General features: G+C 64.3%; 18 protein-coding genes and 2 tRNA genes. 5 read left to right on the plus strand and 15 right to left on the minus strand.

The window, feature by feature from the left end:
* Window positions 1-141 precede the first annotated feature (141 nt).
* From J3P44_RS10730 to J3P44_RS10745, 4 genes are all read left to right on the plus strand, one after another.
* A complete protein-coding gene (locus J3P44_RS10730; RefSeq protein WP_255890333.1) occupies window positions 142-1,353 on the plus strand; it encodes a tyrosine-type recombinase/integrase in 1,212 nt (403 codons plus the stop codon).
* A 208-nt stretch (window positions 1,354-1,561) separates the two neighbouring features.
* Window positions 1,562-2,812, plus strand: a complete 1,251-nt coding sequence (locus J3P44_RS10735; protein ID WP_255890334.1) for a Pycsar system effector family protein — start codon at window positions 1,562-1,564, stop codon at window positions 2,810-2,812.
* A gap of 36 nt (window positions 2,813-2,848) precedes the next feature.
* Window positions 2,849-4,837 (plus strand): hypothetical protein, encoded by a 1,989-nt coding sequence (locus tag J3P44_RS10740; protein WP_255890335.1) that lies wholly within the window; start codon window positions 2,849-2,851, stop codon window positions 4,835-4,837.
* A 202-nt stretch (window positions 4,838-5,039) separates the two neighbouring features.
* A complete protein-coding gene (locus tag J3P44_RS10745; RefSeq protein ID WP_255890336.1) occupies window positions 5,040-7,394 on the plus strand; it encodes a tetratricopeptide repeat protein in 2,355 nt (784 codons plus the stop codon).
* Window positions 7,395-7,434: 40 nt separating this feature from the next.
* On the opposite strand, the gene J3P44_RS10750 is transcribed toward J3P44_RS10745, so the two are convergent.
* The 11 genes from J3P44_RS10750 to J3P44_RS10800 all read right to left on the minus strand — a co-directional run bounded on the left by J3P44_RS10750 (window position 7,435) and on the right by J3P44_RS10800 (window position 21,065).
* Complete coding sequence (locus tag J3P44_RS10750) at window positions 7,435-7,668, minus strand: hypothetical protein (RefSeq protein ID WP_255890337.1); 234 nt, start codon at window positions 7,666-7,668, stop codon at window positions 7,435-7,437.
* 259 nt (window positions 7,669-7,927) lie between these two features.
* The gene (locus J3P44_RS10755; RefSeq protein ID WP_255890339.1) at window positions 7,928-8,209 is read right to left on the minus strand and encodes a hypothetical protein; all 282 of its coding nucleotides are present in this window, start codon (window positions 8,207-8,209) and stop codon (window positions 7,928-7,930) included.
* A gap of 431 nt (window positions 8,210-8,640) precedes the next feature.
* Entirely contained in the window at window positions 8,641-8,838 is a 198-nt protein-coding gene (locus J3P44_RS10760; protein ID WP_255890340.1) for a helix-turn-helix domain-containing protein, read from the minus strand.
* Window positions 8,831-9,070 (minus strand): hypothetical protein, encoded by a 240-nt coding sequence (locus J3P44_RS10765; RefSeq protein ID WP_255890341.1) that lies wholly within the window; start codon window positions 9,068-9,070, stop codon window positions 8,831-8,833. Before J3P44_RS10765 ends, J3P44_RS10760 begins: the two co-directional genes overlap by 8 nt.
* A 171-nt stretch (window positions 9,071-9,241) precedes the next feature.
* Window positions 9,242-11,089: an ATP-dependent DNA helicase gene (locus J3P44_RS10770; protein WP_255890342.1), complete on the minus strand. Its 1,848-nt coding sequence runs from the start codon at window positions 11,087-11,089 to the stop codon at window positions 9,242-9,244.
* A 24-nt stretch (window positions 11,090-11,113) separates the two neighbouring features.
* A complete protein-coding gene (gene mobF, locus J3P44_RS10775) occupies window positions 11,114-11,944 on the minus strand; it encodes a MobF family relaxase (protein WP_255890343.1) in 831 nt (276 codons plus the stop codon).
* A 290-nt stretch (window positions 11,945-12,234) separates the two neighbouring features.
* On the minus strand, window positions 12,235-13,230 hold the full coding sequence (locus J3P44_RS10780) for a M78 family metallopeptidase domain-containing protein (RefSeq protein WP_255890344.1): 996 nt from the start codon (window positions 13,228-13,230) through the stop codon (window positions 12,235-12,237).
* Between the two features lie 19 nt (window positions 13,231-13,249).
* Window positions 13,250-16,414 (minus strand): type I restriction endonuclease subunit R, encoded by a 3,165-nt coding sequence (locus J3P44_RS10785; protein WP_255890345.1) that lies wholly within the window; start codon window positions 16,412-16,414, stop codon window positions 13,250-13,252.
* Window positions 16,414-17,574 (minus strand): restriction endonuclease subunit S, encoded by a 1,161-nt coding sequence (locus J3P44_RS10790; protein WP_255890346.1) that lies wholly within the window; start codon window positions 17,572-17,574, stop codon window positions 16,414-16,416. Before J3P44_RS10790 ends, J3P44_RS10785 begins: the two co-directional genes overlap by 1 nt.
* The gene (locus J3P44_RS10795) at window positions 17,567-19,183 is read right to left on the minus strand and encodes a class I SAM-dependent DNA methyltransferase (protein ID WP_255890347.1); all 1,617 of its coding nucleotides are present in this window, start codon (window positions 19,181-19,183) and stop codon (window positions 17,567-17,569) included. The genes J3P44_RS10790 and J3P44_RS10795 overlap by 8 nt, the downstream gene beginning before the upstream one ends.
* A gap of 1 nt (window position 19,184) precedes the next feature.
* Window positions 19,185-21,065 (minus strand): helix-turn-helix domain-containing protein, encoded by a 1,881-nt coding sequence (locus J3P44_RS10800; protein ID WP_255890348.1) that lies wholly within the window; start codon window positions 21,063-21,065, stop codon window positions 19,185-19,187.
* Between the two features lie 178 nt (window positions 21,066-21,243).
* Here J3P44_RS10800 and J3P44_RS10805 point away from each other — a divergent pair, with 178 nt between their 5' ends.
* Window positions 21,244-22,665, plus strand: a complete 1,422-nt coding sequence (locus J3P44_RS10805; protein ID WP_255890350.1) for a Fis family transcriptional regulator — start codon at window positions 21,244-21,246, stop codon at window positions 22,663-22,665.
* A gap of 231 nt (window positions 22,666-22,896) precedes the next feature.
* Here J3P44_RS10805 and J3P44_RS10810 read toward each other — a convergent pair.
* From J3P44_RS10810 to J3P44_RS10825, 4 genes are all read right to left on the minus strand, one after another.
* Window positions 22,897-22,972 (minus strand) — tRNA-Ala (locus tag J3P44_RS10810).
* 42 nt (window positions 22,973-23,014) lie between these two features.
* The gene (locus J3P44_RS10815; protein WP_255890351.1) at window positions 23,015-23,140 is read right to left on the minus strand and encodes a DLW-39 family protein; all 126 of its coding nucleotides are present in this window, start codon (window positions 23,138-23,140) and stop codon (window positions 23,015-23,017) included.
* 55 nt (window positions 23,141-23,195) lie between these two features.
* Window positions 23,196-23,269: transfer RNA gene (locus J3P44_RS10820), tRNA-Ile, on the minus strand.
* Window positions 23,270-23,399: 130 nt separating this feature from the next.
* Window positions 23,400-23,945, minus strand: coding sequence for a DUF3566 domain-containing protein (locus J3P44_RS10825; RefSeq protein WP_255890352.1), 546 nt, complete (start codon window positions 23,943-23,945; stop codon window positions 23,400-23,402).
* Window position 23,946 lies beyond the last annotated feature (1 nt).

Below are 23,946 nucleotides of genomic sequence, written 5' to 3' on the forward strand. Positions count from 1 at the left end.
AAAAGCAGGGGGTTAGACCGAGTGACCTGCGAAAACGTGAGACTGTGGGGGACAAATTGCCCCTCTAGGGGACGTTCTTTCCCCCACCAGTCCCCCACAGAATGGTCCCGCACTAAAGCGTTATGGGGTTAGGGTATCAAGATGGCGCGGCGAAGAGGGTTCGGCGAAGTGGAGCGGCGGCGCAGCGCCGCCGGCGTCGTGACCTACCGGGCGCGATACGCGATGCCCGACGGATCGCGACACTCCCGCACCTTCACGACGAAGATGGACGCCGAGGCGTGGCTCGCCGCCGAGCGGACGCTGGTCGATCGTGAGGAGTGGATCCCCCCGAAGGCAAGGCAGGTCGCTCAGGAGCAACGCCGGCGCGAGGCCGCCTACAACACCGTCGCCGGGTTCGCCGAGCGGTACTTGGTCGATGGGGGGCTGAGGCCCAACACGATCAGGACCTACCGGCAGCTCCTGAACACGCGCATCCTCCCCTACTTCGAGGAGATGCCACTCATGGACGTCAGCCTCGCGGAGATCAAGCAGTGGCGAGCCTCGCTCGACCCGGACGCCGAAGCCGCCAACGCCGCGGCCTACCGCCTGCTGAGAGCGATGCTCCAGGCCGCGGAGGAGGAGGAGCTGATCGACCGGGCGCCTCCGAAGATCCGCGGCGCCGGGTCTGCTCCGGTGAGGCGGGTCGCCGTCCCGGCCACCTTGGACGAGATCGCGACGATCATCGACGAGATGCCCGACCGGTTGAAACTCCTGATCGTCCTCGCTGCCTTCGTCGGCCTACGTCAGGGCGAGCTGCTGGAACTTCGGCGCTCCGATGTCGACCACAGGTCTGGGTGGATCCATGTCGCCCGCAAGATCGACAAGGACGTCATTGCGGGAGCGAGAGGCGCCTGCCCGAACTGTGGCCGGGCCATCAGCGCGCCCAAGACAGCCAGCAGCGTACGCACGGTGCACGTTCCGCCGCCGTTCCTCCCGATGCTTCAGGAGCACCTGATCGAGTACGCCGAGCGTGGCCCGACCGGCCTACTGTTCCCAGGCGACCGAACCGACCACATGAGCGTCCGCTACCTGATGGACCGCTACCGCCCAGCCCGCGAGGCGGCCGGCCGCCCAGACCTGACCATCCACCACCTGCGACACACTGCCCTGACGCTCGCCGGCCAGCACGGCGCCACCGCGGCCGAGCTCCAGGCACGTGCCGGCCACGCCTCCCAAGCAGCCATGGCGATCTACCAACACGCCACTCTCGACCGCGATAGGTCGCTCGCAGAAAAGATCGGGGCAACGTACGTCGCGTGGCGCGAGAACCAACCGAAGCCCAAGGGGGGCCCTCTGGTGGCTGACCCTCGATGAGTCGTCGTGCCCAGAATGGGCGCCCGTCCTGTCAGTGGGACGCGGCTTCAACACGACCGGGGGAGCAGCGATTGGACGGGCACCGCCTCGCCGTCGTCCATCCAGCTCAGTCGCGCGGCATCTGCTCATTCGTCGCATCGGTGGATGCCGCAAACGACATCGGAGGCTCTGGCATCCTGTCCCGGACAGCCAGAACGGGGTAGGGACGATGACGAGCGAATCTGAAGATACTGATCGGGAGCAAGGCGGGAAAGAAGACTGGGACGCCCGGCAGCGCAAGTTGGAGCTAGCGAAACAGACCTACACCGAAGTGCTTGACGCAACTAAGCATCAGGACGACAAGGTTGGCAGATATCTCGCTGCACTTGCCTTCTTGACCACCGGCGCGATCGCGCTCCTGTTTCGCGGCGGGATCCTGTCTCGTCAATTTGAATTTTCGGGTAACTATCCGTTTGAACCAAAGCCGCCCCTAATTGCCATAGCGGCGCTCGGGTTCTTCGCCTGCGTTTTGCTCTCTGTCGCCCTGCTGCTTCTTTGCTTGAGTACCCCCTTAAGGGTCCCTGGCCAACGACGTGACGCTTCCAAAAAGGGGAGTTCACTAAGTGGGTCTCGTCTCTTCTTTAGTTATATTGGGGCCGAGCCAATTAGCGAATGGAGGGCCCGTTGGGACGCGCCCGCCGAAGCGATTCAGGCGGAAATGACAAGCCAGTACTTCACCGAGGCGCATAACCTGGCCGAGCGCGCAAGGTCGAAGTACCAACACACCAACGAGGCCGCCGCGCTATTCGTTTTCAGTTTGGTTTTTCTGGCGCTCGCTGTATCCCTTACCGTGTACGCTTCACTGCAACCGTCAGATGTAGTTCCGGTGGGGCGAGGCGTCACTCTCATCGTCGGATTGGTAAGCGCGTTCTACTCGTGGGCGGTGCTTCACAGCCAAGTTGTGCACGAAAAGCAGAGTATGCAGGACTTCGTTGACGGGATTAATCGCGTGGATCAGAAGGCGATCTCGCGCAAGGAAGCTACTGGCTCCCTCGCGTGGATGTCAGCTCTCCTCCCCATAGCCCTCGTTCTCGTGGCTGCCATCGAGGACGACCGAGGAATCCGGACCCTGGCTGCAGTCTTTTTCATCTTTGCCCTGGGCTGGGCCTTTTCTCTCACTCAATCGCGTTGGACCACCAAGTGCCCGTCGTGCCGAAGAAGGACTCTGGGACTGGCGCTGATGGGAATCTCCGCGATCGTAGTCGGATTTGCTCTTGGCGGTCCGTTTCAGCTCGCTCTTTTGCTCGTGTATCCAACGTTTCTATTCATGAGTACCTTGCGAGAAAGTTCAAGGCGCCATCGCATCAGCCAGTACCGACTCGTCGGCGCAGCACCCGGCGCACACAGCGCGGCCTGCTTGGTCTACTCCCAGCGGGTCGAGCGCCCCGACGCCGCGCCCGAGACTGTCGGGACCCCCTGACAGACTTACCCTTACGAGACGAGTTGAAGGAGCATCATGGGCCACAAGTCTGGGGAGCGTCGCTCAACCGGGGCCTCTATCTTGGGTCAGGTCTGGTCGCGCCCGCTGCCACCAGAAGCGTCGGCAGAGCTCGATCGCTTTGAGTTGAAGCTCCGCGAGCACGGGCGAGCGATCTACCTAAGCACGCCGATCACCACAGGAGAGAAGTTCCTCCTGTGGCGCCGCGGACACGGCGCAGAGCTGTCGGCGTCAGATTCCGAGTACGCGGCGGAACTCAAGCGACAGGTGATTGACGAGAACGTGCGACGTGTGCGCCCCCTGCATGCACGCCTCAGCGAGAACTATCCAGAGCGTTGGATCATCGACCCGACGGTCCTCGAGGTGGAGGGTTGGGCGCAGGCGGACTACCACCGCTTCTGGCTTGAGGTGCTCAGTCGCTTTGTCGAGAGATTGGTTGTCGCCGATGGCTGGTTCTACAGCACCGGCTGCACGCTCGAGTACGCGTTCGCGAGGGCTCGACATCTGCCCGTTCTTGACGCCGAATTGAGGCCCGTCGAAGCCGCTCGAGCAGTGGACTTGTTGACACTTGCAGCCGACCAGTTGGAGCTCGCCCATTTGTCCGGACAGACACAAAGGGAGGTAGCAACTAGCCTCGCGTCGTCGAATGCGGCCAGTCTCACGAGACTGCTCTTGAAGGACGAGAAGTTGGCCGCGCTCGCGGAGGAACAGAACGTGGCGCTCTTCGCGAGCTTCGCACCTCGAGACCTCGACGTCAGGTTCGCCCTTGGAATCCACCCTGATGAACGTGTTGGCTGGTCAACAGAGCGAGCAATCGAGCACGTCTTGGCCGGCTCCCGCTCTTCGTCGGTCAACGTACGAAGTTTTCTACCCGGCGAGAGTAAGAGCTCGCCTTTCTTCTACGGGCTGCAGTCAGTAGACCGGGTTATGGATGTGTTGCGTAAACTCGCGGAGGACGGCTATTACACGATCGTAAACGAGACGATCGATGTTCGTGATGGCGGTGTCTCCGGCGTGACCCTCGGTGGAGTCATGGAGTTTGGTCCTGACGACACCCCACGCCTGGTAGAACGGGAGGGCACGACCTCCCTTCCCGTGGCAGTTGGTCGCCGGCTTCTCTCGAAGGTATATGGCGTTACGCTCGAAATACCTTCAAACCCGGACCACCGTTATGAGTTCTCTGTCCACCCGCGGCGAGTTGGGCACCGCAGAGGGCACGTCGTCACTTGGGAAACGGAAGCGGTCGTTCCAGTAGAGCTCCTGGCGAACACGTCATGGCCGAATCATTTCAGCCGCATGATCGGCGACAAGACTTTCGGGCTGCTGCTGGCACAGTGTGTTGGAGCGTACGTGCCTCGGACAAGAGTCGTGAATCGAAGGGTTGCTCCATTCGACTTCGGTACAGCGACCGGGACGGGTGAATGGTGGCTGCGGACCGCGCCCGCTCAGCAGACTCCTGGTCGGTTCACGAGCGCCCCAGTTTGGCTCGATCCCTTTGAACTGCTGCAGAGCGAGGACCGCGACGGCATCGTCGCCAGTGTTCTCGCGCAGGAGGCCGTCGCCGCTGAGTTTTCTGGGGCGACCTCGATGATGACTGATGGGTCCTTTGTCATTGAAGGCGTCGCGGGAGTAGGTGACGCCTTCATGCTGGGTGCAACGCCACCTGAAGAATTGCCAGCGCACGTGATCACAGCGGTTCGAGAATGCCTTGAAGACATCACGGCATCGATTGGCGACGTTCGGCTTGAATGGGCTTTCGACGGCGACGCCGTGTGGGTGTTGCAGATGCACAAACTGCGCGATGCCCTTCCAGGTGGTGTCTTGAGCCCTGGCGAAGCCGCGGCTTGGATTGACTTCGACCCTGCAAAAGGGCTAGAGGTACTTCGCTCCCTCGTGGAGGAGCTCCGGGGTGGCGATCGAGGTGTCCGGGTGACAGGCCCTGTAGGCATCACTTCCCATGTGGGAGACCTTCTCCGCCAAGCCGGCATCCCAGGCAGGTTCGCCTAACCCTGCTCGTGCCCACGGCTAGGAATCGACTCGCGGTCCCTTGCTGAGCGCCAGGGGTAGCCCGGGCGTACCTTCAGCGTGCTGCTTCTCCCCGTCGTGGACGGAGGGGAGTGGCTTCCGCGCGACGGCCGCTGGTGGTTACGGGAAGCAGAGCGGCATCCGCCCTCGTGTCACCACTGCTGACTATCGATAGGTTGTAACCATGAGTCGAAGCCGTCTGTTCTTCATCATGCCCTTCGGGGTCAGGCAGGCTGGCGAGCCACCCGGCGAGCATGATTTCGACGACTTCTATCACAGGCTTCTTCGTCCCCTCGCTATCCGAGAGGGCTGGGAACCCCTACGTATCGACGAGGTTGTAACTCCAGGGTTGGTAACCACTCAAGCCCTTCAAGAGATACTCACGGCTGACCTCGTAGTGGCCGATGTCAGTTCCCCTAACGGAAACGTGTACTACGAGCTTGGAGTGCGCCAGGCGATTGCGCCAACCGGCACCGTTCTAGTAGCCGTTTCAGGAACTGTACTGCCCTTCGACATCGCCAACCAAAGAGTTCTCTTCTATCAGAAGGACTTCGAAAATGACACGGCATTCGCCCACGCCTTCGCGGATGCGCTGCGCGAATGGGACGGCGGTGCGACGCAGTCCAGTCCGGTTAGGAGCGCGCTCGAACAGCTCGCTCTTGTCGCTCAGGGGCCACAAGTGGACCCCGCGAACTTTGAGCGCGAACTCAATCTCAAGATTGGGCGGGCACAGAACCACGAACAGTTGATTGCTGTGTGGCACTGGGCTCAGAAATTCTCGCCCCTGCCTACGTCAGGGCTTCTAGCATTAGCTGAAGGATTCGCTGACGCGAACGACTATACGCAAGCCCTCGAAGTGATGACGCTGGCGTCGACGTCGAACCCCGACTACGAGATCCTTCGCATGCGCGGCTTCTACTTGCGCCACCTCGATGACTTGGAAAGCGCGGCGGAGGAATTCCAGCGGGCACTCGAGTTGAATCCAAACGACCCAGAGACACTTGGGATGCTCGGCGGCGTGTACAAGAGGACCGGGAATTACAGCCAAGCGTTGAATTGCTACCGCCGCGGCGTGGCACTCTCGCCCAGAAACTTGTACATGCTCGTCAATGAGGCGGCTCTGGCGATCCTGGAGAGTCCTGGCAACCCCCAAGGCGGCGTTGGCCTTTATGAGGCGCTCTTGGAGTTCGTCAGTCTCGACCCACGACTCACTGAAGATTCATGGGCATCCTTGGTCCGCGCTGAAGCAATGTTCGCGATTGGGGACGAGAGTGGCTTCCGGAAGGAACTGGCAGAAGCTCAGCGGCAGGGAGCTCGCCCACAGGACGTTCGCTCAGTCGCTGACCAACTTGCCCTTCTTGGAAGCGCAGGCTACCAGTCCGAAATGGCTGCGCGGCTAGAGGGCGTGGCGCGCGGCATCGCTGAGGACCAGCGCAGCGGGACTCAAGCGAAACCGGCTTTGGAGAAGGCTTACGGCTTGTCCGAGGCGCGCAGACTCGTCGTTCACCTATCGGACCCTCACTTTGGTTCAATCATGCGCGATGGCCGGGCGATCGAGATGCATCGCTTCTTTGATGGAGAGAATTCTGTCCGTCTGAGCGCGGAACTAGTCGTCGAGATACGTCGTGCGGCGAACGCTGGAAACTACAAACCAGAGGATATTTCGATCGTCGTGAGCGGCGATCTGACTTACCAGGCGACCGTGGCCGAGTTCAAATTGGTGGAAGCGTTTCTTCAGGAACTCTGCCAAGAGTTGTCCCTTCAGCGTCAGCAGATCATCCTCGTCCCGGGAAACCATGACGTTGACTGGCGCCTCGCCGCCATAGATGTCACGCATCGTTTTGACAATTATCTCACGTTCGTTAGGAGGTTCTACGGAAAGGAGTTGTTTGAGAAACTCTTCCCCCTGATTGCTTGGGATTTCGACATCGCGACAGATCGGCCCCCAGCGAATAACATCGTGCTTTTTTCGGTGCACGGTCCGTTGGCCTTCGTCGGATTAAACTCTTGCGTCTTTGAGACCGACCAAGACCACTACGGGTTTGTGGGACTTAGACAACTTGACTTGGCCTCGGGCCTCCTGGAACAGGCGCCGCGCGAAGCCATCAAGATCGCTGTCATGCATCACCATCTACACCCGTTCCCGGAGGTCCTGGAGGCAAGGGAAGGCAGTGACGTCTGGCTCGACCTGAGTACCGTGCGTGACGCCGGGATTGTGGAACAACGTCTAGAGCAGTTGGGTATTGACGTGGTCCTGCATGGACACAAGCACAAGCCCCAACTTCGGGAGACTTTGGTCCGCCACCGGATGGACACCCAAGGCTCCACCGAGCGGAAACTCGTGGTATCGGGCGCGGGAAGCGTGGGCGTTAACTCCCGTGAATTGGAGCACAGCGAATCGAACCACTTCGCACTGGTGGAAGTCTTGCGATCACGGCGGGAAGCTGACGCAGAGTTCCTTCGGGTCGAGTGGCGCGAGATGTCGTACTTGCCGGGAGCAAACTGGGCTACTCAACAGCGTTGGGTCATCAACGGCTGAGTCGAGCTGGTCTCAAGGAGCCGCCGCCGAGAAGAGCAGTTCAGGAGCCGACCGGCGGAACACCGAAACGCTTGTCGAACTCCTCACGCTCTTCAACGGCCGTCAACTGCGCGAACTGGCTCATGCTGACAGTGAACTGGTCGAGGAACCCCCGCTGGCCCAACAGCATCAGGAACGTTGGCCTCCACTGATCAACGAAGCCAACCTCCGTTTCCCACTCGATGTACTGATCATCGGAGCCCGTTGGCGCCAAGAGGCGAACGCGGAGGTCCATGAAGCGCACCGTGACGCTGTCGCCACCGATGCCGAGTCTTAGAGTGCGACTTGAACTTCTCGGGTCGACGCCGGCGGCGAATGCGACCCAGGGAGCCGCGAGCACGTGGCTGCAGCCGGAGTCCACAAGTGCGTACAGGCCATCGCTGACGTCTCCCGAGGGCCCAACGAGCGCTGTAGGGACGATCGGGCGTTGCACAACTTGATCTAGTCGCGGTCCGTCCTCAACGTATGGGTATAGCCAAGGAAGCTCAGGCAGATCACCCGAGCCCGACAAGCTCAGGCTCGCTCGGGTCCGGCGCTCTAACGATGGCGACGTTCTTGATCTGACGGCTGCGCAGCCGCCGCGCGAGTTCGTAGGGCGACTCCGCGACTTCGATCGGCTCTCCAGTCACGCGGTCGACGGCGACCCAACATCCAGGAACCTCGCTGAGCACCGTTGACAGCGGCCTCGGCTTAGGCGCACCAGTCACGTTCATCGCAACTCGCCTCCTCGCCTTCCGAAGGATCCACTGTCTCCAGTGTCGCACGGTCGTCGTCATGGTAGTAGCGTATCAAGATACGCTATGTTCCTCGACGACACGCGGGAGGTCAGCCAATGCCTCGTCGGCTTGCCCCAAGCGAGCGGCGGACTCGGACCCTCCTGCTCCGTGTCACCGATGAAGAATTCGACGTCCTTGACGTTGCGTCTCACTTGGAGCGCGTGACCGCCAACGAGTACTCGTATCGACTGCTTCAAAGCCACATCTCCTCAGTGCGGTCGAACGGACATATCCGCGCTGGACTCGACAACCTTCGTTCCTACGCAGACTCCCAGGAGGCGACGACATCCCTGCTGCGTCCCACGTCGCACAGCGCAGAACAAGAAGCCGACGATCTCCTGGACCAGCCGAAGGGGTGACGCGTCACGGGCCAGCATTCCAGCCCTATCTGGCGCCAGCGGAGCGATCGCGAGCTTCCACAGCCAGCCGCGTCACCACCGCGCTGAGGGGATCTGCCGAGGAGCAGCCTCCAGGTCCTCGAGCTTGATCCGGATGGCGCGCTTGCCGCAGCGGTACGCCGGTAGGGTGCCGGCTGCGATCCAGCGGCGGATGGTCTTGACCGAGACCGACATGGCCTCGGCGGCCTCGTCGAGGCTGAGGTAGACCGGGATGGCGCGTCGCTCAGTCATCGGATCGCCTCTCCGGGCGTGGGTCGGTGGCGGCGGCGAGGAAGCGTCGGGCTTCGGCGACGGTGATGTAGAGCCGGCCGATGCCTTGGAAGCGGGTCCATCGTGGGCCGACGCCGCGTTGGCGCCAGTCGCGGACGGTGCGTTGTGGTGTGCGGATGAGGTCGCAGAACTCCTCGAACAGGATCAGGTTGTTGTCGTCCCAGTCGTCCGGGATGCCGATGGGTGTGACCATCACGTTGCCTTTCGTCGTGGCCGCCGATCGATTCGGTGGCCTTCACGTGGAGAAGCAACGTCGCGCTGGGCGGATCGGACATCTGTGACCGCTGTTGTCGAGACCGAGCTTCTCCTGGTCTCCTATGTCGTCCGGGCCGCTCCGGGCGATCACCCGACGCAAGGAACTTGGTCAGCGACCGATCCCGTGGGAGGTGGTCGGCGGGGAGGTCGGGATCGACTGGGGGTGGGGCGGGCGCCGAGCACCGTCCCGCAGCGCCGCTGCCTGCATGGCGGTGGGGGGTGGCGGCGCACTCGGCCCGTGCCGGTCGATGTCGTCGGCGGCCCTCTGTGCGGCGTGGCTTGGTCCGAGGTCGGCGCGATCGCGGCTGAAGACCTCGACCCATTGGCTGCGGGCGTCGTCGATCGTGTCGGCGACGAGGTGGGCGGTGTTGTGGTGACGGCCCCGGGTCATGGCGACGTACGCGGAGGCGGCGCCGGTGGTCTCGCCGAGCGCGAAGTGTGCGGTGCCGACGGTCTCGCCTTGGGCTCCGTAGGCGGTGGTGGTGAAGGCGAGCTCGACGTGCTCGCGGACGTACTCAGCGGGGAGCGCGCGTGGGCCGGCGCGGCCGGTGACGAGCAGGTTGCCGTCCTCGCCGATGCCGGCCACGGTCCAGGTGTCACGGTTGGCGACGGCGAGGTCGCGGTCGTTGCGTCGGGTGGCGACCCGGTCGCCGAGACCGATTCGCTCACCACGGCGCGTGATGGGCTCACCAGGCCGCTCACCAACCCGCCGACTAACGGGCACGCCAGCGCGGTGGCGGCGGTCGCGGATGGCTGCGTTGAGCGCAGCGACCTGGTCGCGGGTGTCGGCGATGACGAGCTGGTCGCCAGCATCGGCAGGGGCGGCGCCGATGACGGCCAGGGCTGCGGTGCGTTCGACCTCGCTGGCATGGAGGACGATCTGGCCGCGCTCAACGAGGGCGTCGAAGACCTCCCCAGGCCGCTCACCAGAGCGCATGAGCAGGCTGAGGTCGGCGTATGAGGGGTCGCTGAACCGGTGGACCGACTCGAGCTCGTGGTGTCCCGCGGGTGACACCCAGCGTGCGGCGAGGTCGAGGACGCCGCCGCGGCCGACGGCCGGCAGCTGGTGGCGGTCGCCGAGGAGCGCAACGACTGCGTGGGCTTGGTCGCCGATGGCAAGCAGTGCGCGGGCGGTGTCCTGGTCGAGCATGCCGGCCTCGTCGACGAGGAGGACGTCGCCGGGCAGCAGCCGTGTGCGAGCCTCGGGGACGGCGTCGGTCTGCGACCAGCTCCCGTCTTCGTCCCAGCGGTAGCCGTGTTGGTGGATCAGCCAGGCGGCGGAGAACGCGTCGGCGCCGACCTGCTGCTGCGTTGCTTGGGCAGCCTTGAGGGTTGGGGTGACCACCACGAGCCGACGGTCGGCGGCGTCGAGTACGTCGCGTGCGGCCGCGAGGGTCGTGGTCTTTCCGGTGCCGGCGGCGCCCTCGATCACGAGCAGGCTGGCGTCGCCGGCCAGGGCGGCAACGACGCGTCGTTGCGCGGGGTCGAGGTGGTCGATGCCGTGGAGCCGGACCGCAGTGGTCACCGGCCGTGCGGCGCGGGCGGCGAGGGTGTCGATGAGGTCGGCTTCGACGGCGAGGACCCGTTGGGACGTGAGGTTGCGGACGTGCTCGGGGACATCACGTCGGTCCAGCAGCGGCACGCACCGTGTCCGGGCACGGTCGGTGATGTCTTCGACCAGCTCGTGCCGGATCGCTCGGTCGGCGATCACGCCGACGGAGGCGATCAGTCGTTCGGCCTCGCCGCGGATGTCGGCTGCGTTCCATGCCGAGCGCTTGGCGCCGAGCCGGGTCAGCAGGAGGTCGGCGGCGACGTCCCGGTTGATCCGACCGATCTGAGGGCCCGGCTCTGACGCTGGGTGGGTCGCCGGGTGGGCCGGCGAGGTGGGCGGGGTGAAGCCCAGATCGCGCAGCTCACGGTTCCAGGCGGCGACGAGGTCGGCGCCGCTCCGGGGCACGACCTTGTCCGGTCGCGCGTCGGCCTACGCGCGTCGGTCCCAGGTTTGGCGCAGTCCGGGTCCGGACTCCTGGTCGGGGTGCTCTGCTCGCCAGTCGGCTTCGTACCGGTCGACGTTGCGGTTGATCTGTGCGGCGCGCTGGCTGAACCCGGCGGTGTACGGCGCAAGCTGCCGGACCTCGCCGTCATCGTCGAGGGTGTAGCCACGCGCGGCAAGGGCCGCCCGGAACTCCGGGTCGCACATCACGGCCGCGTGCCCGATCCCGTTGAGCGCCTCGATGCTGTCCACGACCCCGACCGAGTGCAGTCCACGCCACGCCCCCGCCGCGAAGACGCGTGCGTTGATCTGCACGTGGAGGTGACGGTGCGGGTCACCGGCCCGCGAGGTGTAGTGCCGCACCACGGCCGCCTCGACCATCTCCACCGGGACCTGCACCTGCCGACCACGTGGCCCGACCCGGGTGGTGGCGTGCTCGGCCACCCACCCGATCACCTCACCAGCGGCCCGATCCATCGCCGCGTCGTACGCCGTCGCGATCTCGGCGTGGAGTGCGGCGGCGAGCGACCAGGACTTCGGTCCGTTCACCACGAGCTCGACGAACCGCAGCGCGCGTGCGTCGTCACGCAGCCGGCCCTTGGCCGCGCCCGTCAGCGCGTCGTGACCGGCGACCCAGCGCTCGTAGCTTGGGCCGTCGAGGTCACCGGCCCGCCGCACCGCGCTGGGGCCGGCGATGTAGTGCTCGGCCAGACCGGTTCCTTCGGCCAGGTAGTAGTCGTCAGCGCGCGAGTGGTCGGCCTCGACGTAGGAGCGCGCGGCGGCCGCAGACCCCCGGTAGAACTTCACTCCACCGTGCATCGCCCTCGTCACCGCCCGTCAGCACTCGTCACCTAGCCTTGAAATGACGCTCGGCCCGCCCCGAGGGACGGACCGATCTACGGACCTTCGTAGCATGCGTGCCGCGAGATTTGGGAGACGGGAAGGCGCCTCCTCGGGAGCTGAATGCGGACTCGGTTGGGACCGTCATTCCTTGCCATCGAGATTTCTCCGAAGCCGCCGGTAGCAGGCTCGAGGTCGCATGTCTGCTTGATGCGGCAAGCGTGTGGCCGACCGTGGTTAGCCGGTTTCATGTTCCACGGCACTACTCCTCAACTATGCAGTCCTGGCGGGTTGCGGCTCGCCCGACTTCCAGCGGGGCCCCAACCGTTCGCAATGTCCAGAATGCGGCCAGCCGCTTTCAGCACCGCCTCCAGGCTCGCCCCCGCCAAGTTCGGCTCCTCTTCGAAATACTGGCTGAGATGGTCGGGCAGTCGGGCTCCCGGTGCAAGGCTCGCGAAGACCACGCGGGCCACGGACTCCGCCTCCAATTCGCGAACATCTCGGTCGAGGGCGCTTCGATCCTTCCAGCGCTTGTCAGGATCAGCGCCGAGATGCCCGCAGTAGACGTGTCCAAGCTCGTGGGCGATCGTCGCCAGCTTCTCTGTGGATAAGTACGAGCGGTTCAGTTCGACGTCGAAGCGCACCGGCACGTCCCGTTCCTCCGGCTGTGGCCGCTTACGTACCGTGAGGCGTTGCGTCCCGGCTGCTCGGGACGGGCTCACGCATCCTGCAAACCCTGCGCCGAGCCGAGCTGGCGTGACACGGACGCCGTCGAACTTGGCGTTCTCGACGATCCAGTAGAAGGCATGGTCAACGTCAGGGACGTCCGCCATAGCGTACGGATTGGACAGGTGTGCCGGCAGCGGAAGGGCGCCCGCTCCCGGCTCTACCTGAGTCACGTCGAGAAGGAACATGACAGGTCCTCCCGGTTGCAGCAGGACCATTGGCTGCTCGCCAGGTCGAATGACGAACCCGTACCTCTCCTTCCACTGGTGAGCAGGCAGAACGTGTGTGGCTGCGGGTAGTTGCAGGAGCATCAGCAGCGCATTGAACGGTGAGTACCCGGTCGCAATGTGGAGCCGCGCAACGCGATCAAGCAGGTCTGCGAACCCTGACACCTTGCCGAACTCAAGCACCGCGCCCATCACGTAGCTGATGGACCGCTTCGCTTCGTTCGTCTTCTTCGCAGGCTCCACGACTGCCTCACCAAAAGTCTGGCCGCCTTCCGCGCCCTCAAGGTCGAACAAGACGTGCTCGGCGTCCATTACTCATCACTCCCGGCGTTCACGGCAGCATCCCTGGCGCCATGCTCTCCATCTGCTCGATGACGAGACGGATGGCATCCGGCTGCTTGTCCGGGGGGTACTTGTACTTCACGAGGAGTCGCTTAATCGACGAGCGCAACTTGGCCTTGACGTCGTCACGGACCATCCAGTCGAGCTTGATGTCTCGTCGCATCACACTAACCAGCTCGCGAGCAATCTGGGCGAGTACGTCGTCACCTTGGACCTCGACCGCCGACTCGTTGGAGGCGACCGCGTCGTAGAAGGCGAGCTCGTTCCAGTCCAGCGGCGGCTCGAAGCGCGCACCCCGGTTGCCCTCGGCCGCGACCTCCTTCGCGAACTCGATCAGCTCGGCAATGACCTCAGCCGAGGTCAGCTGCTGGTTCGTGTACTTGTTCATCAGCTCACGGAGCTTCTCGGAGAAGGCACGGTGGCGAACGAGGTTGTGACGCGTCGACTTCGCGGTCTCCTCAGTCAGAAGATCGCGCAGCGCCTCGATCGCGAGGTGAGGGTTCTCGGACTGCAGAGTCTTGGCGGCGAAGTCAGGGCCGAGGTCGGACAGCGACGGCTTCGGCATCCCCGCCGCCTCGTAGATGTCGACGACTTCACCCGTCTCGGTCGACGTTGCGACCAGGCCCGCGAGGAGTCGCTGGATCTCCTCAGGAATCGGACGTCCCTGCGCTTGGCGCTCCTGAGCGTCGAACTTGCCCATCCACACCCGTACTTCTTCGTAGAACTTCGCTGCGGGACGAAGGTCGTCGAGGGTTTGGGAGCCCGCTGCCAGCGCCCACGCCCGCGCGAGCTGGTTTGCGAACTTGCGGAACTTGTCGACGATCGCGGTTTCACCCTCGGCCGGCTGGTTGCCCGGGGTGGCGGGCGAGCGCAGGTAGTTGGTGAGCCTGACTGCCGCCTTGATCCAGCTCGTCGTGTCGCCCACAAGCTGCGAACGCCACGCGTAGCCGGCGCAGATCTCGTCGAGCGAGGCGATCAACTGGCGCGCCAGAACTGCGGCCTCGTCGACGTTGCGGCCGACGGGCTTCTTGGCCTGATCTGTCTCTGTGTACTCGGCGAGAGCCCTGCTCAGGTTCTCGACGAGCGGCGCGTACGACACCAGCAGACCGTCCGGCTTGCCACGGAACGTGCGGTTGACGCGCGCGAGCGTCTGCATGAGCAGCGCGCCCTTGAGGGGACGATCGAGGTACAGAGTGTGTAGTGGCGGGGCGTCGAAGCCCGTGAGCATCATGTCCTTGACAATGACGATCTGCAACGGGTCCTCAGCGTCCTTGAGGCGCTTCTGAATGACCTTGTTGAGCGCCTCACGGCGGACGTGCTTGGCAACTGGGTCGACGTCGGAGGCGGAGCCCGAGTACACGACCTTGATTACGCCCTTGTCGACGGCTTCGTCGTGCCACTCGGGTCGCAGCTTGATGATCTCCTCGTAGAGGTTGGCGCAGATCTCTCGGGTCGCTCCCACGATGAAAGCCTTGCCTGGCGACTCGATGAACGGAACCAGCGCGGCCGATCTCTTCTCCCAGTGCTCGAGGATGTCTTTCGCCAGGGCTTCAAGGACCACGGGAGCGCCATACATCGCGTTGATGACGGCGACGGACCTTTCGATGCGCTCACGCTCGACCTCGTCGAGTCCCGTGGCGGCCTCGTCCGCGGCAGCGTCAAGGTCCTCCTCAGTGACGTCGCCAGCGAACTTGATGGCGATGAGGCGCGGCTCGAAGTACACCGGCACCGTCGCTCCGTCAGCGACAGCGCGCGTCAGGTCGTAGGTGTCGATGACGGCGCCGAACACCTCTTGAGTGTCGCGCTCCGCGGTCGAGATCGGCGTGCCCGTGAAGGCAATGAAGGCTGCATTCGGGAGCGCGTCACGAATGTGTCGCGCAAAGCCATCGAGGTCGTCGTAATGGCTGCGGTGCGCCTCGTCGACGATGACGATGATGTTGCGTCGATCGGTGAGGAGCGGATGGTCGAGCCCGGCCTCGCGCTCCTTGTCGGTGAGGCCGAACTTCTGCAGCGTCGTGAAGTAGATGCCGCCGGTCAGTCGGTTAGAGAGTTCCTCGCGCAACTGCCTGCGCTTGGTGACGTTGATCGGGGTTTCACCCAGCAGCTGCGAGCGGTTGAAGGCCTCGAAGAGTTGGCTGTCCAGCTCAGTGCGGTCGGTGACTACGACGAGCGTGGGATTCTTCAGCTTCGGCTGACGGGCGACGGCGTGAGCGTAGAGCTCCATCTCCATCGACTTGCCAGAGCCCTGGGTATGCCAGACGACGCCGGCCTTGCCGTTTGACTCGACTGCGGAAACGGTCGAACCCACCGCTTTCGTGACGGCAAAGTACTGATGCGGCTTGGCGATGCGCTTGGCGTAGCCCTCGGCTCCCTCATCGAACGCCACGAAGTCACGCTGGATCTGGAGGAAGCGCTCCTGGTTGCAGACGCCGTTGATCAGGTCCTCGACCTCGAGTCGCACAGGCTGCCACTCATCAGTTCTGGACCGGAAGGGCCGGCCCTCGTCATCGACGTTCCACGGCGAGTAGTGGTTGAGCGGCGTGAACGGCGTGCCGTATCGGGCGCTGATGCCGTCAGAGATGATCGAGAGCACGACGAACCGGAAGGCCATCGGGAACTCGCGGAGGTACGTCGCCAGCTGGGCGTGAGCCGAGGCGGTATCGGCTGCCTCAGCTCCAGCTCGCTTCAGCTCAGCGATGACCACCGGTAGGCCGTTGACGTACAGGACGATATCGAACCGACGCTCAACGTCAGCCGAGCGGATCGTCACCTGGTTGACCGCGAGGAACTCGTTGTCGTCGACGTTGTGGCTGACGAAACGGATCGTCGGGCTCTGCTCGACGCCATCGGAGTCGACGTAGCTGATGCCGCGGTAACCACCGACGAGGATCTGGTGGAGCCTGAAGTTCTCCGAGATCGGATCCTGCGATTTCGGCGCACGGACCTCGGCCAGCGCCTGTACGAGGTAATCGCCCGGAACGGTCGGGTTGAACTTGCGCAGCGCCGCCAGTGTTCGGCCGGGCAGGACAATGTCGTCCCACGCCTCGCGGCCACCCTCCGCGCCGGGAGCTACCGTCTTCGCCGACGTCGAGGTCCAACCGTGGAACGACAGGGCTTCGAGCATCTGCTCTTCCCACTCGGCCTCGCTCACCATCACAGCACCCCTTCGACAGTCTTCTCGGCGTCCTTCACTCGGACCTTCCCCGACATCAACAGCGGAAGCAGCTCGTCCCGGGTCGCCGAGAGCTTCAGGCTCTCGATCTCCAAAGCCAGCGCGGTCTCCCACAGGTCATTCATCAACTCATCCAGTCGCTTGATGTCCCCTTCGTTGGGAACGCGCACCGGCTCGTCGAGGTGACGACGCTGGATGTGGCCCATGGTCGTTGCCTTGTCGGCAGCGATTGCCTTGAATTCATCGAGTGTCGCGTGCACCGCCTGATTCACGAGCCACATTGGCCTTCTGTCGTTCGGAATCACCTTGAAGATGTGCTGGTTGACGATGGCCTCGGGGCGGTACCACCGGGCAGCTGTCAACGAGCCGCTCCACGCGAACAGCAGGTCGCCGGGCCTGACCGTGTTGACGTCGGGCACCTCGATGTCGTTCCACACCGTCGAGGCGCCGATGCCGGAGTTCAGCTCAGCGATGCGCACCACCACCCGGCCCGTCCCAGTGGCGTCCTTTGTGTACGCCCGACCATTGACGAACCTGGCCAGGGAGGACAGCGGGACCTCGACACCACCTGTGGCAGCAGCCTGGAAGTGCGCGCGGCTCAACTCCTCGGCGAGTTGGATTGCTCGCTGATTGGCAGTGACCTTGTCGTCGAGCGAGCGGAGCACCTCGGCGATCGCCTCCTGCTCCCCCCGGGGTGGGAGCTCGACCTCCATCTTGTCAACGCGTGTGATGTAGATGTGCTTGATCGTCGACCCGTCTGCGTCTGCGGCCATCCGTTGCTGGTAGTCCGGCGCCTGAAGCATGTACGCGAGAAACTGCGCGTCGGCGAGTTCGTTCAACTGAAGCAACGCGACTGACTGGTTGATACAAATGTCCGGACGATCGCAGACTGCAACCCGCCCGATGCTCCCGTCCTTGGTAAGCAGCACATCGCCAACGCGGGGCCGGCTCTTGTCGGTCAGGAGCGAGTCGTATGCCTCGCGTGAAGTGAACCGAGCTGACCCGTAGTCGATGCGTCCATTTCGGATGTCCTTAGCCGTGACCATGATCGGCCCTGCGGCCGTGGTCGGCATGGGGTTGGTGAATCCGTACGTGATCCGCGTAAGCAGGTCGCCCAGCGGAAGTCGGCGCCATTCACCCATGGACTCGCTCCAACTGCGTGCGAACAACAGACGCAAGCCGCTCGGTCGAATCGAACGCTGCGAGCAGTTCCTTGGTAATGCGCTCGATCTTGACCTCAATCTCCTCAGCGTCCACCTCCGCTTCTTCCGCTCCGACATAGCGCCCGGGCGAAAGCGAGTAGTTGACGGCCTTGATCTCGGCCAACGTTGCTGACCTGCAGTAGCCAGCGACATCGGCGTACTCGGTCGTTGCCGACTCCGTCCCCCGCCAAGCATGGAACGTGTCGCTGATGCGCTTGATGTCCCCGACCGTTAGGTCACGCTCGGCGCGGTCGACCATGTAACCAAGTTCGCGCGCGTCGATGAAGAGCACCTGACCGGACCGATCGACCGAGCCCTGCGGACCCTTGGTCTTGTCTTTGGCGAAGAACCAGAGACAAACCGGTATGCCCGTGCTGCGGAAAAGCTGGGTCGGGAGCGCGACCATGCACGAAACCAGGTCGGCCTCGATGATCTGCGCACGGATGTCGCCCTCGCCGTTCGAGTTCGACGACATCGAGCCGTTGGCCATCACCACGCCGGCCTTACCGCCCGGTGCGAGCTTCGAGAGAATGTGCTGGATCCACGCGTAGTTGGCGTTGTTGGCCGGCGGGACGCCGTACTTCCAACGCGGGTCCTCGACGTTGCGCGCCCAGTCCTTGATGTTGAACGGCGGGTTCGCCATCACGAAGTCCATCTGGACATCCGCGTGCTGGTCGCGGGCGAACGTGTCGCCCCAGCGGGCACCCAAGCCCTTGTTCTCGATACCGTGGATGGCGAGGTTCATCTTGGCGAGGCGCCAGGTCTCCTCATTGCCCTCCTGACCGAAGACGGAGATATCCTTCGGATCGCCGTCGTGCTCGTGGATGAACTTCTCCGTCTGGACGAACATGCCGCCCGACCCGCAGCACGGGTCGTAGACCCGGCCATGGTTCGGCTCAATCAACTCGACGATGACCTTCACCACCGACGGCGGCGTGAAGAACTCGCCACCCCGCTTGCCCTCCGCGCGAGCGAAGGCCCCGAGGAAGTACTCGTAGACCTCTCCCATGAGGTCGCGAGCGCGGTGCTCGCCTTGACGGCTGAACCGCGCGTTGTTGAACAGGTCGACGAGCTCGCCCAGGCGGCGCTGGTCGATGTTGTCGCGGTTGTAGATCCTCGGGAGGGTGCCTGCGAGGGTCGAGTTGGCCTTCATGACCGAATCCATGGCTGCATCGATCAGAGCGCCGATGGTCTTGGCCGGCTCGTCACCGGCGGCGGGCTTTCCCTTCGCGTTCTCTGACAGGTAGGCCCAGCGAGACTCCTCCGGCACTACGAAAACGCCGTAACCCTGATACTCCTCCGGGTCGTCGATCAGATCATTGATTTGCTCGTCGTCGTAGCCCTCGGCGAGCAAGTCGGCGCGGATCGCCGCGCGGCGCTCCTCGTATGCGTCCGAAACGTACTTGAGGAAGACGAGACCGAGGATCACATCCTTGTACTGGTTCGCCGACAGCGACCCGCGCAGCTTGTCGGCTGCCTTCCAGAGCGTGTCCTTGAGTTCCTTGATGGTTGAAGGGGCGGACGTGTCGGTCTTCTTGCGCGGAGGCATTTCAACCTGCCTTTCTCTCGGTGGTGGATGAACCGAGCGCGACCGAGCCATCGGCGACACCCAGTATCAGATTGGTGATGAGGTTGGTTGCTGCCGCCTCATGGCGGCGCAGGTCTGCAAGATGGTCGGCAACGCCCGCGAGCGCCTCCTCGAGTCGCTCGACCTGCGAAGTCGGGACGCTGGGGACCGGCCATGTCCGCCATTCGGTGCTGCTCGCCATCTCGTTGATGGCCGCCGCAAGCGCGCGCGGCCCGATGTGGGCGCGGGCCGGCTCCGATCGCAGGATGCGGCTCGGATACCTCACGAGACACCCGCCCACGTGGTCGACGAGGGCCTGCGGCGCGGGGGTTGCAATGAACACGACGTCTCCCGGCTCGGTGTGCACGGCATGGCCGTAGTGCTCGGCAGCAACGAACGGGTCGATGAAGGCGTCTCCAAGGTTCGGGTCCGCCGACAGCACGCGAAGCGAGGCATCAGCATCGAGGTGCTCGACCTTGATCCGGCAGCCGCTCTGCACGCGCATCGCCGGATTCCGTCCCTCCAAGAGAGAGCCGAGCCGTCGGCTGGCCACGCTCTGCGTGCCAGATCCATCGACGAGCGGCACATCAAATCCCGCGACTTGCTCGCGCGTGACCAAGGTCGACGCCATCAGCCTTGCCCGGGGCGTACCTACCTCCAGCGACTGTCGCTCGGGTGCACCGGCACCAGGGATGACGACCGCGTTTGAGGTGTTCGTCCACACAAAGGTCGGCTCCACGACAACGCCGTAACGGTGGGCCCGCGCGCGACTTTGCTGGAGGGCGCCCAAGACGTCAGCAGCAAGCTCAGCTCGGACGATCTCGCGAGCAGAGAGGTCCGCGACTACAACACCCTTGGAAGCCGTCGCGCCCTGCAGCACCCAGATCCCCAGGTTCTTCCGGTAGGCCTCGCGCCACAGACCCCGAGGGAGCTTGAAGACCGCGCTGAGCGCCGGGGTCAACGGCTCAGCCCCGAGGCCTTCGAGTGTTGCTTTCCTGCTTTCGTGAAGCGTCCCTGTTGGTCGCAGGGCGTCGCACAGCGCCGACGACGACCCCAGCACGATTGCGATCTGGCCGGCATCCAGCTCCAGCGCAATCTCGTCCGCGCGATCAAGCACGTCCGAGTCATCGAGCCCCACGAGCGAGAAGACCCGGACAACGGTCGGGGTCGGGCCGGTCGGGGAAACTCCGTCGAGTGCCTGATGCCGCAGCATCGAGCGGTCAGCTCCTGAGTCCGCGGCCGCGAATCCGGCACCGACTCGACGGTCTCTCGGGTCAAGCCGCAATTCGATCGCCACGTCATCGGGTCCGAGATGAGTGCGGCAGACCTCAGCCAGTTCTTGCAGGAGGTCGATCAGGGCTGGGGCAAACCCACGATTCCCCTGCGCGGCACGACTCGCGTATAGACGGTCCAACGCATCTGACGGGCCGAACGCTGCGGCCAGCAACTCATCGACGTAGGCCGCAAGGTCGTCATCAGCTGCCAGCTCGCGCACCTCGGCCAGCAGATATCGGTCATCAGGATCCAACTCCTCAGCGAGAGCGATCCGCTCCTCCGGGCTCAGGGGAGCCAAGTCCTCGGAGACGCCACCGCGGAGACCAAGCAGCACAACGGCGCTCTCGAGATCGAGGTCACCGGGAATGGCAATTGACGGCGCGTCCAATCGAGCGTCGACATTACGACCGCGACCTGTCGCGTCGAGCCAGTCGAGGACTTCGCGGAGATCGAACCGCTCCGCGCCACCCACAGAGTCGACCACGGGCGGGAAGGGGGCAGAACCTGTGCGGCGGCGCCAGTTGGTTACAGCCTGACGCGTGACTCCGGCGATCCGAGCGATCTCGGTCATCGTCACTAGCGACTTCATGTTCTACCTCCTTCCTGGCTTGGCGCAACGAGACAGACGGTAGTGCTAGTCGGGCCCGGTCACGCCTAGAGAGGTGTTTAGCCCACTAAACACCGTCAAGTGTCGTATTGCGCCGTGAGGGCGTCGACCATCGACCGAACCGGGCCTCGACCGCGACGCCCCAAACCGGAGGTAAGTCATGAACGACAAGAGCAAGGCGCACTTCAACGGGACTGGCTCAGCCGTGATCATCAGCGAGCTGGAGATCGACCACACCGACGTGGTCGGTGAGGCACGCCACTGGGTCGGGGGCGAGCGCGGCCAGCGCTGCGACGATCTGACCGAACTCGCCGACGCCGACCTGACGAGGTTTGCCACTGAGGCACTTGTGTTCGGGGCGAAGGCACTCGCCCTCACCGCGCAGACGACGGAAACGAGGGCGCTAGAGCGGATGCTGAAGGACGTCGGCGAGAAGACAGCGGAGGCCACGCGGAAGGCCGGCGAGGCCACCTCCATGGCTACCAGGTCCGCCACGGAGACCGTGGTGAAGGCAGCCGCGGACGCCAAGAAGGCCATCACCGACGCCGACGAGGTCACCCGCAAGCACCTCGCCGATGCCGTCACGTCGACCAAGAAGGACCTGCTCGAAGAGACGCGGCGGCTCTTCGGCGGCGACAACCCGGAACTCCTGGAGCGGCTCCAGCCGGTCCTCGACAAGTTCTCCGCAGCGCTGGAGAAGCAGGTACAGACGAGCACCACCGAGTTGCTCGAGAAGGCCACGAGGCAGCTGGACCCCAGCGACCCGACCTCGCCGATGGCGAAGCACGCCGCGACGCTCGCCGAGCAGCAGGAGCGGTTCTCGAAGCAGATCGAGAAGGGCCAGGCTGAGCTGAGTGCCAAGGTCGAGGACCTGAGCACGGCCCTGAAGGTCCAGGGTGCGAAGTCGTCCATCGCCAAGGTGACTCCCATCAAGGGCAGCTCCTTCGAGAACCAGATCCACGCCCTGATGAGCGACATCGCCGCCGGACTCGGCGACGAGTACGAGGACACCACGACCAAGACCGGTCTCGTGCCTCGCAGCAAGAAGGGTGACGGGCTGCTCTCGGTGAATGGTCAGACCGCCCGGGTGGTCGTGGAGATGACGGACTCGGCTCGCGCCAACTGGGGTGAATACTTCAACGAGGCCGAGCGCAACCGCGGCGCCAGCGCCTCTCTCGGGGTCGTGCGCTCCGCTGATCAGAACGGCGGCCACTCGCTCCGGGTGCTCGGGCAGCGGCGGATCGTTTTGGCATTCGATCCCAGCCAGGACGACGCCGAGGTGTTCCGCACCGTCATCCTGCTTCTCCGTACCGTTGCGATCGCCGCGTCCATCCGCATGGGAGAGGCTGAGATCGACACGGCAGAGGAGAAGATCGGCGAGGCGGTCGCGCAGCTCGACAGGATCGACGTCATCAAGAAGACCGCGGGCTCGATCCAGAAGGGCGCCACCAAGATCGAGAGCGAGTGCACGGCGATCACGACCAGCATCCGCCGTCTCCTGGACCAGGCGCTGATCTCGTTGGCCGGTAGTGCAGCGGGGGACGAGCTCGCGAACCCGACTCAGGTAGATGGTGCCGCGTGATGAGGGGGAGGCTATTTCATGGCCGTCCCTCGCCTACACGGCACGCGCACCCCCGACGATTGTTCAAGTGCGTGGACGTCCCCGCAGGCCGCTCGCTCCTCCTCCAGCGGCACGCATTGTCCTGTGCTAGTGCTGGATCCTTTCCCCCACCAGTCCCCCTAGAGGCCAATCTCGAAGTCGACCGGAACACTTCAGAAAAGCACAAAACCCCAGGCTGACCTGGGGTTTTGCTGGTGGAGCCTACGAGACTCGAACTCGCAACCCCCTGCTTGCAAAGCAGGTGCGCTACCAATTGCGCCAAGGCCCCGGGTGAAGCGGGTGGGCGCCGTGGCGCCGGTGAGCAGCTAGCTCAGGCCTTCTCGACGTTGTCGGTGGCCTCGGCCCAGAGAGCCTGCTCGTTCTTGCCCTGTTCCATCTTCTTCTTCGCGAGAGCTGCGCCGGCGGCGGCCAGCAGGATCAGCAGGAGCTTCTTCACGGGACTCTCCTTCGGGCGGTGCCCACGAGTTGAGGCAGAGGTGAGGCAGATGGAGTGGGCCTAGGAGGACTTGAACCTCCGACCTCTTCCTTATCAGGGAAGCGCTCTAACCGTCTGAGCTATAGGCCCGCACTCGCCGCATCAGCGGCGACGCCGAAGATTACCTGACCGTGGTCAGGCGGTGCCAATCGAGGTGGTCTCGTGACGGGCGCCAGGGCGCCCTCCTCGACCGGCGATCCGACCGGCGATCAGACCAGCGTCACTTCTCGTCCTCGGCCAGGGTGACCTCGATGCCGCCGAGGAGGGCGGCAGCGAGGTTGTAGAGGAAGGCGGTGAGGGTGGCGATCGCGGTCAGCAGGACCACGTCGACCACCGCGACGAGGAGGGTGAAGCCGAGCACCCGCGACATGCCGACGTAGTCGGTCACGTCGAAGGTCGAGTTGCCGCTGTCACCCTCGACGATGCTCGCCACGGCGGAGTTGATCGAGTCCCACACGCCGGCCGCGCCCAGCACCGACCACACCATGAAGATGGCGACGAAGGTGACGACACCGAAGGCGACCGAGAGCAGGAACGCGGTCTTCATGACCGACCACGGGTCGACCCGGGTGAGCCGCAGACGGGCGCGGCGCGGCTGACGACCCGGCGTACGGGAGACGCGGCGCCCGCGCGAGGAGCCCGGCGCGGCGTTGGCGCGGTGCTCCTCGGCGGCGTTGGACATCGTGTCCTGCAGCCGCGAGGTCAGCGACTTCCGCGTGGTCTCACCGTCCGACGTACGACGGGGGGTCGCGGTGCGGTCCGACATG

The sequence above is a fragment of the Nocardioides astragali genome (genome assembly GCF_024436375.1).
Taxonomy (GTDB): domain Bacteria; phylum Actinomycetota; class Actinomycetes; order Propionibacteriales; family Nocardioidaceae; genus Nocardioides; species Nocardioides astragali.